Below are 12,442 nucleotides of genomic sequence, written 5' to 3' on the forward strand. Positions count from 1 at the left end.
GACGCCGACCGATCTGGGCAACCGCTTCGTCGGGGACGGCATCCGCCACGCGCTGTACACCGACGTCTCGCGCGACGGGGATCTGTCGGGCGTGAACGTCGAGGGCACGTCGCGGCTGGCGCGCGACACGGGCCTGGGCGTGATCGCGTCGGGCGGCGTTGCGTCGCTGGACGACCTGACCGGGCTGCGGCTGGCCGGAAACATCGCGGGCGTGGTGATCGGCAAGGCGCTGTACGAGCATAAGTTCACGCTGGAAGACGCGATCGGGATCGCGTCTGCGCCGCGTTAGGAAGCGAATCGATGCCGCAAATTAACGTGATCTGGTACGGGATTCTGCTGCTCGCGGCGGGCGCGGTGACGCTCGCCACGCCGGAATGGGCGCGCAGCCTGTACGTGAGGTCGGCCAAGAGCCGCCGCGTCGAGCCGCTCAAGCGCCCCGACTGGCGCGCGAAAGAGCAAACGCTCGGTTATGCGCTGCTGGCGGCGGGCGTGCTGATCGTGGTGCTGCGGCTGGTCGTATCCGGGCTGGCGGTGGATCTCGTCGCGTCGCTGGTACTGTTCGTGATGATCGCGTGGCGCGTGTTCGGGTTCGTCGGGGCGTATTAGGGCCGATCGGGCGCAGGGCCATTCGTGAATTGCCCTTACGGCAATGCCCGATGCGCTCCGTAGAGGCGTATAGACGCCGTTTAATAAAATAATCCGGTCAGCACCGCGACCTCACCCCCGGCCCCTCTCCAATCAAGTTGGAGAGGGGAGACAGGCAGCGCCCAACGGGGATTTGTAGGGACGGGTTAGAAACCCGCCCTGGTTTTGTCCGGATTTGAAGGTTAAGGCGCATCAACCCGCCCCGACAGGCACCGCCCGTAATCGCGTCTGGGACGCTGCAACAAGGGGAGATCCGGCAGATGGACCGGCTGCAAATTTACCGGCTGATGGGTGTTCCGCCCGCGGGTATCTTTATCACCGGCGTTCAAATCCTGCTGTGGGGTCGGAAAGTCGTGCTGACCTGCCTTTACGATCCGGAAGCACCGAGGCGTTTTCGAGTTACATTTGAGGCGTGCGCCGGGATCCGGTGGGATGCTTTCGAGGATGAAATCGACGAGCGGGACGTAGAAGCGGACGTGATCGGGTTTTTAGTGGGCGAAAACGATCACGGTCGCCCCGCCATCATCACGACCGATTTATTCGAGCTTTCCGTGTCGTATGGGACCATGATCATCAGCACGCTGGAAGATGCAGCCTAAGGGATCGACTGCGACTGGCCCAAACGCTAATCGCTACCGCCCGCTAATCGCTCAGGAGCAGCCTATGTTAGCCAAGCGCATTATCCCCTGCCTAGACGTGGCCGAGGGGCGCGTCGTCAAAGGGATCAACTTCGTCAATCTGCGCGACGCGGGCGATCCGGTCGAGCAGGCGATAATCTACGACCGCGAAGGCGCGGACGAGCTGGTGTTCCTCGACATCACCGCCACGCACGAGGGCCGCGATACCATGCTCGACGTGGTGCGCCGCGTAGCCGACTCGATCTTCATCCCGTTCTGCGTGGGCGGCGGCCTGCGCACTGTGGCCGACATGCGCGCCACCCTGCTGGCCGGAGCGGACAAGATCGGCATCAACAGCGCGGCGGTCCGCACGCCGGACCTGATCACCGAGGGCGCGGAGAAATTCGGCTCGCAGTGCATCGTGGTCGCCATCGACGCGCGATGGAACGGCTCGAATTACGAGGTGTTCGTCAGCGGCGGGCGCACGCCGACCGGCCTGGACGCGATCGAGTGGGCGTGCGAGTGCGAGCGGCGCGGCGCGGGCGAGATCCTGCTGACGAGCATGGACCGCGACGGCACGCGCGACGGCTACGAGCTGCGCCTGACGCGCACCATCGCGGACGCCGTGTCGATCCCGGTGATCGCGTCGGGCGGCGCGGGCAAGCTCGACGATTTTTACACCGCCCTGACCGACGGCGGCGCGGACGCGGCGCTGGCCGCGAGCCTGTTCCACTACAAGGAACTCAGCGTCGGGCAGGTGAAATCCTATCTCAACGAGCGCGGCGTGGCCGTGCGTTTGGTGGAGGCAGTGAATGGTTAATCTGGACGCAGTTCTGCCCCGGCTCAAGTGGAACGAGGCCGGGCTGGTTCCTGCTGTAATTCAGGACGAACGGACCAACGACGTGCTGATGGTCGCGTGGATGAACGCGGACGCGCTGCGCCTCACGGTCGAGACGGGCGAGACGCATTTTTGGAGCCGCAGCCGCCGCGAACTGTGGCACAAGGGCCGCACCAGCGGCAATACGCAGGCGGTGACGGGCATCTGGATCGACTGCGACGCCGATACGGTGCTGGTCAAGGTCAACCCGGCGGGTCCGGCCTGCCATACCGGCAATGTGAGCTGTTTTTTCCGCACCCTGGAGCAGTTTGAAAATGAGTGACATGCTGGCGCGTCTGTTCGCGCAGATCGAGGATCGGAAGGCGAACCCCAAGCCGGGGTCGTACACCAACAGCCTGTTCGATGCGGGCGAAGACGAGATCGTGAAGAAGGTCGGTGAGGAAGCGATCGAGGTCGTGCTGGCGGTCAAGGGTCAGGGCGACGAGCGCGTGATCTCCGAGATGGCCGACCTGACGTATCACTGCCTGGTGCTGCTGGCGCAGCGCGGGCTGACGCCCGACGACATCGCCGCGGAGCTTGAGCGGCGGCACAAGCCGGGATAACCGGGCCGCATCAGGCATCAAGGAGACCGGAATGGGCCAGGCTCACCCGCCGGACGGCGACCCGCAGCACGACATCCGCCAATATTGGGACGATATGGCAGCGTCCTTCGACACAGAACCGGACCACGGCCTGCGCGATCCGCAGGCGCGGCGTGCCTGGACCGATCTACTGCGCACGTGGATGCCCAACGGGCCGCAAACGGTGCTGGACGTCGGCTGCGGGACGGGATCGCTCAGCGTCATTCTGGCGGAACTGGGCCACACCGTGACCGGGATCGACGTGTCGCCCAACATGATCGCCCAGGCGGAGGCCAAGGCCCGTGCGCAAGGCTGTGACATTCCGTTTCACGTCATGGACGCCGCGTCGCCCCGCTTTGAGCCGGGGACGTTCGACGTAGTGCTGTGCCGCCACGTGCTGTGGGCGCTCCCCGATCCGGCACAGGCGCTGCGGCACTGGGCCGATCTGCTCGCCGCGCCGGGACGCCTGATGTTGATCGAGGGCTTCTGGCATACTGGGGCCGGGCTGCACGCAGCCGACGTCGAGGCGGCGCTACCCGAAGGGATCACGGTTCGATCGGTGCAGGATCTTGCCGCCAACCCTGCCTATTGGGGCAAGACGGTCTCGGACGAGCGGTATGCGGTGATCGCGGATCTAGAGCGGTAACCTGCAATCATGTCAAAAATGCCCCGCGCAACCTGGCAGCGAACTGGGCAGACTTCGCTTTCACGTGATGGACCGCGCTTAGGTCCCAATCGCCGGGGCTGGGATTCACGAGCCAGACATTGGCATTGGCCTCGACCACTCTGCGGATATAGGAGTCGCTGCCGCTGCCGCTCAACCCACACACGACGATCAGGTCCGCCCGTTCCAGGCGCGCTTTCACTTCGCCCCATACTTCCGGGTACGGTTCGTCGATGCTCTGCCCCCAAAACGTGATTTCAGGCTCCAGGCGCTGATCGGGATGGACGGGGCAGGGATCGCCTACACGAGGCCGCCGTTTACGCACCTGCCAGTAACTCTGCCCGCCGCACTTTGGGCACGCCAAGAAAAAGGGGCTGCCGTGAATCTTCCACAGGGGGCGGGTCCACTCCTGCAAGCGATCCAGATCACCCGGCGTGGACATAATGTCCCAGCGCGGGGCCCAGAAAAACTCCTCTTCATCCTCGTCTAGCGGTTCCGGAACATACAAGTTATCGGGATCGATCGAGTAACTCGTTCCGTTTTTGAACGTGAATTCCGAAGGTTCGAATGGGAACGTATGCTTGCGAGGATCGTAGTAAATCTTATCGATCTGCCATTCCAGTAAAAAGTCCCAATTCGTCGTGATCAAATGCTCGAAAATGCCCAGCAGCCACGCGATTACAAACGTCGCGTGGATATTCGAGCGTGCGCCCATCATGTTCTTATAGCGCTGCATCCAGTCGACAAGGGTCTGCTGAAGGGCGAGATTTTCTTCCTGGCTAAATGCGTCTACCAGTTTTTCGACAAAGGGTTTTTGGACCGTCCAATCCTTAACTCCATATGCTTTTTCCCAGTCCTCAAACAGCCCAAGCGCCCGCATCAACTCCCGGTGCTGTTCGCCAAATTGTATGGGAAGCTGGTATCCCGTTGGTATCTTGCCGTACGAGATGCCAGCGCCCACCAGCAAAACGGCTTCTTCAGCCGTCGAGAGTGCGCCGATAAGCGGTTTGAAGTCCATCTCAACCTGCTTTTGGACAATCCGGCGATACGTTCATAGTAATGAACACCCCCCGAATGCTCAAGAATCCGGCAAAAAAGGGCGAGTTTCCATACGCGCCCGTTCCGGTCAAGATACTCGACGCCCACCGGAAGGTGATGACTCACACTAGTCGTGACCGTGCAGCTCTGCTAGGGTGAAAGAGGAGCCGCGTACCAGACGAAAGGGCAGGCTGATGGCAAATACTATCCTCGTCACCTATGCCAGCCGGACCGGGTCAACGATCGGGGTGGCGGAGGCAATCGGAAAAGTCCTGGCGGAAAGCGGCGCGCAGGTCGATGTGCGCCCTATGCAGGACGTGAAGGATCTCACCCCTTACCGGGCGGTCGTCGCCGGGAGCGCGATTCAAGACGGGCAGTGGCTGCCGGAGGCCATGCAGTTCGTGCGGACGCACCAGACGACGCTGGCGCAGAAGCCCTTCGCCGCGTTTCTGGTGTGCATGACGCTGGCGATGAAAAACGAGAACTATCGCCGCGCCGTGGTGGACTGGCTGAACCCGGTGCGCGCGCTGGTGAAGCCGGTCAGCGAGGGGTTTTTCGCCGGGCGGCTCGATCTCAGCAAAGTGCCGTCGTTCCGCAAACGGATCATGTTCCGCATCAGCATTGCGACCGGCGTGTGGGACGCGGGCGATCACCGCGATTGGGACGCGATCCGCGCCTGGGCGCGCGATCTCGCCGTGCAGCTTGCGCCGCAGAGCAGCTAAGCGCCGATTTCCGCCAGCCCGGCGTTGATGTCATCCACGACGCGATCCGCGACGGCGGCCAGCGCCGCGCGCTTGTCAGGGTGCGGCGAGATGCCGACCGCCTCGAACGTCACGTCAAGGCCCGCCGCGCGCAGACGGTCCACTGCGCCCCGCGCCGCGCGGATGCCATTGATCGCGTCCTCGCACACGATCACGTGCGTCTGGCCCTCGCGCAGCAGATCGAGCGGCCCGCCGATCAGACCGCGTTCCACGAAGTCCGCCGCCGCATGCAGGGAGGTGCTTTCCTCGCCGGACACCGCCGCGCCGATCGCGGCCAATGCCTGCACCGGGGACGGCTTGACGTACGCCGTCACGTCGCGCCCATTCTGCGCCGCCAGCCAGCTCACCCGCCCCTGGCCCATGAGAATCAACTGGCCGTCCAGGGCCAACAGCTCGGTTGCCAGCTCACCTTCGGGCGGATAGCCGCGCAAAACGCGATCGGGCACATCGGCGGGCGGCAGGCTGGGCCGCGCCGTGAACACCACCGCGCCGTGACCCGGCTGCGCGTGCCAGTCGAGCAGGCGCGCCCGCGACTCATCCGAGAGCAGCGGCACATCGTACGCCTTCAAATAGCTGGGGCTTTCAAACGGCGCGGGGAACCCGTACGTCTCTTCGAAACGCTCGCTGCCGAGCGTGTGCGTCTGGAAGACGCGCGTCGTGGGCGCGTCGATGGAGTACACATCGGCCAGCAGCGCGGAAAACAGCGGCAGATCTTCGGCGGAAAGCTGCTCGCCCAGCAGCGCGAGGTAGATCGCGGCGGGATGCAGCCCGTCCGTCTGGCGATCGCGGAGCAGGCGCGCCGTGTGCCGGAAATCCGGTCGGGCCAGCGACAGACGCGCCTCCGCGACCGCCGCAAGAGTCTCGTCGAGCGTCCCCCGGCGCAGGTGAGGCGCGTCCGCCAGCGCCACCGCGAGCAGCGCGCCGAGGCACATCGCGCCCGAATCCCACTCGTTGGTGATGCCGCACGCCTCGAACAACGACACTTCGTCTTCGTCCGGCCCCCAGGCGGGGAGGCCCATCTGCGCCGTGAAATGGTTGACCGTATCGCGCAGCGCGACTTTATAACCGGCGGCATGCAGCAGCACGCCGTCCACATCGAGCAGCAAACACGTCCGGGTGGGAGGGGTGATCGATGCCATACGCGCCGCTACGCTTCGCCGTGCCCGGCCAGATACGCCTCGTACTCGTCGCGCCCGACCAACTGACCGCCGGTCACGTCCGCGTTGGTAAGCTGGCGCTTCTTGTCGAACGTGAACCCGATCTCGATGCGGTCAAAGCTCTTGGAGCCTACCGCGACTTTACGCGCGAAAAATCCCGCTTCGTCATCGCTCTGCGACAGGTCATTGTAACGGTGCAGCCGCACGCGGATCACTTCGCCCGTCTGGTTGGAGCGGATGTAATAATACAGCCCGTCGGGGTCGCCTTCGGTGATCCGGCTGCTGCCGCCAAATAACTTCTTGAGAAAGTCCACGCCTCGTCCTCCTTCGTTGGACCAACGCCACGGCAAGGATACCATACCGCCCCGCGCAAAGCACGCGGATCGCGCGGATCAGCGGGGGACGAACGGGGGCATAAACCCGGGCGCTTGCCTCGACTGACGACTGAAAACTAAAAACTGACGACTGCCTTTCCTGCCGTTGCCCTCCGCATCAAATCGGGTACACTCAACCTCACCTACATGGATACACCTGATCTCGGAGCGCGTTTTATGTCTGACACCTGGCACAGCCTTTATCTTCCCCTCACGGATGCCGCGCCGGTCGCGGAGACGCTGCGGTCGCTGCTCAAAGACGAGGGCTACCGCGCCTACGACCCGTTTCCCGGCGGGATGGGCACCCCGCCCGGCCTGCGCGAGATGGTGCGCGTCTTCGTCGCGCCGCCGCAGGACGGCTGGGTGCGCGTGCTGGGCGACGTGCCCGCGAACGTGATCGAGGCGCTCGGCGCGCAGTTGGGCGTGCCGGTGCTGCACGGCTGGCTGACACCTGAGGACGGCGGGTTCGCGCTGGTCCATAACGGCGTGCGCCACACCGAACCGGAAGCCATCGCAGGCGCGCTCGTGCCGGACCAATCGCCGGATCAACTGCGGCGCGCGTTTGCCGGAGAAATCGACGTGCCGGTGATCGACAGCGACCAACCGCCGGTCGTCGCGCTGGGCATGGACGCGCTGCCGCCCGAACTGCAAGCGCTGGCCCAGCAAAAAGACGTGAATCCCGACAAGGCCGCCAAGATGTTCGAGAAGATGAGCGGCAACCTGTTCCGCAAGATCGGCGGGGGCGGCGGCGACAGCGACGAACAGGCCCAGGCCCGCGCGATGATGATGGGCCAGCAGCAGAACGTCTGGAACAGCCTCGCCGGGCAGCGCGTCCGGGCGGCGGCGAACGTGCTCGACCTGCCCGATAACTGGCGCACCCCCACGCTGGAAGCCGTGCGCGAGGCGTATCAGGTACACCGCCTGCGCGAGCGCAACCCGCGCCTGACGCTGATGCCCGGCGATAAGGAAGCGATGCAGGCCATTCCAGATGCCCTGGATTACATCCCCGTTTATTTCGGGCGCAGGTAAACCGGACCTCTCGATGGCACTCACCGACCGCGAAGAATGGGAGGTGCGGTACAGCAAAACGCCGCGCCACCCGCACGAACACGAACCGAACCCGCTGTTGATCCGCTGGGCGCCGCCCGCGCATCCCGGCAGCCGCGCCCTGGAACTGGCGTGTGGGCTGGGTCAGGACGCGCTGTGGCTGGGCGAACACGGCTATCAGGTCGATGCGTTCGACCTCAGCTTCAACGCGCTGCGCAAGGCGCGCAACGAGATGCTGCGCCAGGGGATCGGCGGCGTGAACTTCATCCAGGCGGACCTGGACGATTACATGCTGCCGCGCCGGACGTACGACCTCGTGTACGTCTACCGCTTCCTCGACCGGGGGCTGTTCCCGGCCATCCGCGAGCGGATGCGGCCCGGCGGGCTGGTGATCTACGAGACGCTGAACGTCCGGCGGCGCGAGCGTCACCCCTCCGCCAGCGCGGCGCATACGCTCGAACTGGGCGAGCTGCCGGGCTTTTTCCCCGGCTGGCAGATCCTCGCCACTTCCGACGAAGGCACGACCAGCGCCGTCGTCGCGCGCAAGCCGGAAAGCGGGTGATCAACGTGCGGCGGGTGGCGCTGGCAGCCCTGATTACCGCGCTGCTGCTGGTTGGCTGCTCGCTGAACCGCGCCGATCCGCGCCCCACCGCCACGCCGGACGTCCCCACACCGGACACGCCGCTGATCGTCGCCTGGGCCGCAGACGGCGATCTGGTCGTGTGGCGCAGCGGCGAGGACCTGCCGCGCCGGATCGCCAGCGGCGGCGTGATCCGGCCCCTGCTAGCCCCCGATGGCGCATCGGTTGCTTACCTGCGCGGGCCAGAAGGCGATCCGCGCAGCCTGTGGATCAGCGACGCGGCGGGCACCGCCGAACGGCAGCTCGTGGATACGGCGGCGCTGGCAGGGAACGGCGAGACGCGCCGCCTGTCGCAGATCGTGTGGTCGCCGGACGGCGCGACGATCTACTTCACCACCCTGAGCGGCGACAGTTTACACATGGGCGAAGCGGACGACCTGTGGCGCGTCGATCCGCGCGGCGGCATGCCGGAACGCCTGCTGGCGGACGGCGACGGCGGGCTGATCGCGGCCTCGCCGGATGGCGCAATGCTCGCGCTGGCGTCGGCGGGCGAGTACGAAACCGCGCCGGGCACGATCGCGCTGTACGTCCCGGCGACAGGCGAGCGCCGCCGCGTGCTGGACTTCCCCGCCGTGGCGACGGGCAGCGAACAACGCTGGCATCCCGATTTACGCTGGCTGCCGGACGGCTCCGGCCTGCTGGCCGCCCTGCCGCCCGCCGATCTGGTCTACGGCGGTGGGGACGATCCCGCTACGGCGCTGTGGTCGATCCCGGTGGACGGCGATGCACAGCCCACCGGGCGGGTCGAGGCGGATTTCTTCGGACTGCCCGTGTTTTCGGCGGATGGGGCATACGTGGCCTACTTCGCGCGCCGCGCCACGCCGGATCAAAACACGTTCCAGTTGATGATTGCCGCGCGGGATGGATCGTCGCCTGCCGCGTATGCCGAGGGCGGGTTGGACGCGCTGACGCTGGCGACATGGCTGCCGCAGGGGGATCGCTTCGTCTATGGCAGCGGTGCGCCGGGCGAGTGGTGGTTGGGCCAGCCGGGCGCGGAGCCATCGCGTTTTCCGGCGACGGACACGTCCGTCGCGGGGATCGTCTGGGCCGATCCGGACACGTACGTCTTCAGCACGCGCGGCGAGGACGGCTTCACGCTCAGCTTCGGGCTGCTCGACGTGCCGGTGCGCCCGCACGAGATCGCCACGCTGGAAACGTATCCCTTCTTCAACGCCGTGCTGCCGTGATGTGAGATCTGAGATCAAAGAAGCGAGAGCAGACCTCACTCCGCTCGCATACGCTCGCTGCCCCTCTCCAATCTGGGTTGGAGAGGGGCAAAAACATCCTCTGCTGCTGCTGGGAAATCTCAGCACCCAACAAAAAGCGGGAGAAGCTGTCGCCCCTCCCGCCGGAAGATCGGAATAGTCTGAATCGCCGCGCGTTACTGCCCGCGAATCGACGGCGCGCCCGCCGGACGGAACAGATCCTGCACCAGAATGCCGATGTCGGTGGCGATCGGCAGCAGGATGTCCTCGCCATCGGGCGAGACGCCCGTCTGCACGTCCTCGAACGAGATCTGCCCCTGGCGAATATTCTCCGACGGGATGCCCTCCGCCGTCAGGCCCAGGCTGAGCATATCCGCGAACGACATGTTCGTGCGCACGTTCTTCTGCGCCGACTCCCACAGATCGGTCGCCACGGGGAACAGGTCGAGCAGGCCGCCCAGCGTGAGCACCTTGTCGCGCACGGCCATGATCACTTCCTGCTGGCGGCTGGCGCGGTCGATGTCGCTGTCGCCGTGGCGCGTGCGGGCGTACTGCAGCAGGCGCTCGCTGTCGAGATCCTGGCAGCCCGCGTCGAAGTGGATCGTAATCACGCCATAGCTGCCGTCAGGGTACTGGTCGTCGTCAATCGGGTTTTCGGGGCACACTTCGACCGGGCCGATAGCGTCGATCAGCGTGGTAAACACCTCGAAATTGATCATCACGTAATAATCGACGTTGACGCCCGTCACCGCCGTGACGGTCTTCATCGCCAGGGCAGGACCGCCGCCGCCGGGATAGTTCACCGTGTCGCCCACGATGTTCGCCGCGTTGATCTTGCCTGTCTGCCCCACGCCGGGGTAAGTGACCCATAGGTCGCGCGGGATGGACAGGATCGCCGCCGTCTGACCTGCCGGATCGACCGAAAACAGGATGATCGTGTCGGTGGGGAACGTGCCCTCTTCGCCTTCGCGCTGGTCGATGCCCAACAGTAGCACCGTCACGCGGCGCGGATCGTCCCAGGGGGCAATCGCCGCGTTTTCGGGCGAGGAATTCTCGGCGCTGGCGACCACGGCCTCCGGCGTCACGTCCGCCCCGGCGGCTTCCGTCGCCAGCGGCAGCGTTTCGTCAGGCTGCGCCGGTTCCTCGGTGATCACGACCGCACCCATCGCTGCCGGGACGATCGTCGCCGTGGGGACGCTGCTGCTGTGCGATCCCAACTGTGGCGGATCGGGCAGATCGAGCACGTCGTCCAGCTCAACCGCGCGGTCGCGCACGAACGTGTAACTGAGGAACGCGCCGCCCACTGCGATCACGCTGAACCCGAACACCCACGCTAACAGCCACCGGGGAACTCGCATACACCACTCCGTCTACCTTCGTGTCGACCGGTCGTACTTTATCTAGTGGTCATTATACCGTGGCGGCTGGGGCATCGCCCCGCGCTTACGCGCCGTTTGCCTGACACATCCGCCGATCCCGCCGCGATCTTACTGTCCGTCCTGCGCCGCCGGTTCGACGGCGTACATGTGGTAGAGCTTGTTGCCCGCCACCACGTACAGGTTGTTGTTCGTCACCGCATCGGAGAACACGCCCGAGGCGTTGAAAAACGCGGACGGCTCGTTGCGCGGGCGGTAGCCGCTCTCGAAGCGCCCACCCCACGACGTCTGGTACACCGTCTGCTGCACCGGATCCACGATGTACAGGTAGCGTGCGGCGGGATCGTTGTCGATGAACAGCGCCGCTCCACCCACGATCGCGCCGTCGGGCTTCTGGTTATAGTCGAAGGGCCGCGTCTCGACTTCATCCTGCGCCGAGCGCTGGTATTTGCTGATCGTGCCGTCGTCAAACAGGATGTACACCGCACCTTCGTCCGCGCTGATGCCGAAGTCCACCGCGCCGGTAAGGTCGGGCGTCGTCGCGCCGGTAAAATACTCCTCGGGGGCGAGGTTATAGCGGCGGTCGCCCATGCTGGGCACGTACTTCCAGATCTGGTTCGCGCCGGTATCCATCACGTAGATGTTCTCTTCGAACACCGAGATAGCAACCGGATTCTGCCAGCGGTTATCGATCACCAGCGATTGGGAGGTCGATCCCCAGGCGGGCGAATAGGTGAACAGGATGCCGTCCGTGTCGAGCGCGATGGCGACGTTGTCGTGCACGGTGCCGCCGCTGCGCAGCCACTCGACGTCGAACAGGTCGCCCACGACGAACGACCCCACCGCCGATCCGCGCTGCAAGACGGGCGTTTCCTCGACGCCAAGCAGCGCGTCACCGCCGTCGTCGAGCGTATCGTGATAGAGCGCGCTGTGCGCCACATCGAGCGTGTATACGTCCACGCCCAGGTGCACGATCGGGCCGTGCAGCTCCGCGCCCTCGGGAAAGGTGCGCATCAGCGTGACGTTGTGGCGCTGCACGTCGTCAAAACAGTCGAGATAGTTCTGCGCGTCGGCCTGGATCTGGAGCAGCGTCAGGTCGTCCTGGCGGAATTTGGCCGCTTCGTTGGCGAGATCGAGCACTTCCTGCCACTGGGGACGCAGGCTCTTGTCTTCGCACGATCCACCCGACGCCGTCAACGCGGTCTGGTGCGCTTCTTCGGCGCGGTTGAGGTAGGCGATGAAATCGGTGCGCCCGCGCTCAGAGAGCGACAGCCCTACCACGACGATCACGATCACCACCGGGATCAGGATCGCCATGCTGACCGCCAGATTGGTCGGGATGCGCTGTTTACCGTTTTCGTCAGGACCGGGCAGCACCGTCTCGAAGCCGCGCTGCACGCCGCGCGTGACCGCCAGCAGCCCGGTGAGCACGCCGCGCAGACTGCCGCGCAGCGTGCGTC

The 12,442-nt window shown here is 65.3% G+C and carries 14 protein-coding genes and 1 pseudogene; 10 read left to right on the top strand and 5 right to left on the bottom strand.

The genetic code is table 11. The features are described from left to right. From V7116_RS23025 to V7116_RS23055, 6 genes and pseudogenes are all read left to right on the top strand, one after another. The coding region (locus V7116_RS23025; protein ID WP_324394334.1) for a HisA/HisF-related TIM barrel protein at nt 1–289 on the top strand (289 nt) is incomplete at its 5' end. Nucleotides 290–300: 11 nt separating this feature from the next. Continuing rightward, the gene (locus tag V7116_RS23030; RefSeq protein WP_324394335.1) at nt 301–606 is read left to right on the top strand and encodes a hypothetical protein; all 306 of its coding nucleotides are present in this window, start codon (nt 301–303) and stop codon (nt 604–606) included. Between the two features lie 299 nt (nt 607–905). Further along, a complete protein-coding gene (locus tag V7116_RS23035; protein WP_324394336.1) occupies nt 906–1,244 on the top strand; it encodes a hypothetical protein in 339 nt (112 codons plus the stop codon). Between the two features lie 64 nt (nt 1,245–1,308). Continuing rightward, a complete protein-coding gene (hisF, locus tag V7116_RS23040) occupies nt 1,309–2,082 on the top strand; it encodes an imidazole glycerol phosphate synthase subunit HisF (protein WP_324394337.1) in 774 nt (257 codons plus the stop codon). Further along, nucleotides 2,075–2,702, top strand: a pseudogene (gene hisIE, locus V7116_RS25930) (bifunctional phosphoribosyl-AMP cyclohydrolase/phosphoribosyl-ATP diphosphatase HisIE). Before hisF ends, hisIE begins: the two are co-directional and overlap by 8 nt. Nucleotides 2,703–2,733: 31 nt before the next feature. After that, on the top strand, nt 2,734–3,366 hold the full coding sequence (locus V7116_RS23055) for a class I SAM-dependent methyltransferase (protein ID WP_324394340.1): 633 nt from the start codon (nt 2,734–2,736) through the stop codon (nt 3,364–3,366). Nucleotides 3,367–3,373: 7 nt separating this feature from the next. Here the strand turns inward: V7116_RS23055 and V7116_RS23060 are convergent, their stop codons facing one another. Beyond that, nucleotides 3,374–4,402 (bottom strand): hypothetical protein, encoded by a 1,029-nt coding sequence (locus V7116_RS23060; protein ID WP_324394341.1) that lies wholly within the window; start codon nt 4,400–4,402, stop codon nt 3,374–3,376. Nucleotides 4,403–4,616: 214 nt separating this feature from the next. Between V7116_RS23060 and V7116_RS23065 the strand changes: the two genes are divergently transcribed. Then, nucleotides 4,617–5,144, top strand: a complete 528-nt coding sequence (locus V7116_RS23065; protein ID WP_324394342.1) for a flavodoxin domain-containing protein — start codon at nt 4,617–4,619, stop codon at nt 5,142–5,144. Here the strand turns inward: V7116_RS23065 and V7116_RS23070 are convergent. After that, nucleotides 5,141–6,322: a hypothetical protein gene (locus V7116_RS23070; protein WP_324394343.1), complete on the bottom strand. Its 1,182-nt coding sequence runs from the start codon at nt 6,320–6,322 to the stop codon at nt 5,141–5,143. The two genes, V7116_RS23065 and V7116_RS23070, sit on opposite strands and share 4 nt — an antisense overlap. An 8-nt stretch (nt 6,323–6,330) precedes the next feature. Continuing rightward, a complete protein-coding gene (locus V7116_RS23075; RefSeq protein ID WP_324394344.1) occupies nt 6,331–6,654 on the bottom strand; it encodes a hypothetical protein in 324 nt (107 codons plus the stop codon). Nucleotides 6,655–6,891: 237 nt separating this feature from the next. On the opposite strand from V7116_RS23075, the gene V7116_RS23080 reads away from it, so the two are divergent. From V7116_RS23080 to V7116_RS23090, 3 genes are read left to right on the top strand one after another with little or no spacing between them, the layout of a single operon-like run. Further along, entirely contained in the window at nt 6,892–7,743 is an 852-nt protein-coding gene (locus V7116_RS23080; RefSeq protein ID WP_324394345.1) for a hypothetical protein, read from the top strand. Between the two features lie 13 nt (nt 7,744–7,756). Continuing rightward, nucleotides 7,757–8,323, top strand: a complete 567-nt coding sequence (locus tag V7116_RS23085) for a class I SAM-dependent methyltransferase (protein ID WP_324394346.1) — start codon at nt 7,757–7,759, stop codon at nt 8,321–8,323. Then, nucleotides 8,320–9,588, top strand: coding sequence for a hypothetical protein (locus tag V7116_RS23090; RefSeq protein ID WP_324394347.1), 1,269 nt, complete (start codon nt 8,320–8,322; stop codon nt 9,586–9,588). The genes V7116_RS23085 and V7116_RS23090 overlap by 4 nt, the downstream gene beginning before the upstream one ends. Before the next feature lie 194 nt (nt 9,589–9,782). Here V7116_RS23090 and V7116_RS23095 read toward each other — a convergent pair whose 3' ends face one another. Then, the gene (locus tag V7116_RS23095; protein WP_324394348.1) at nt 9,783–10,964 is read right to left on the bottom strand and encodes an LCP family protein; all 1,182 of its coding nucleotides are present in this window, start codon (nt 10,962–10,964) and stop codon (nt 9,783–9,785) included. Nucleotides 10,965–11,093: 129 nt separating this feature from the next. Beyond that, nucleotides 11,094–12,442: hypothetical protein (locus tag V7116_RS23100; RefSeq protein WP_324394349.1), on the bottom strand; the 1,349-nt coding region annotated here is incomplete at its 5' end.

The sequence above is a fragment of the Aggregatilinea sp. genome (assembly GCF_036822615.1).
Taxonomy (GTDB): domain Bacteria; phylum Chloroflexota; class Anaerolineae; order Aggregatilineales; family Aggregatilineaceae; genus Aggregatilinea.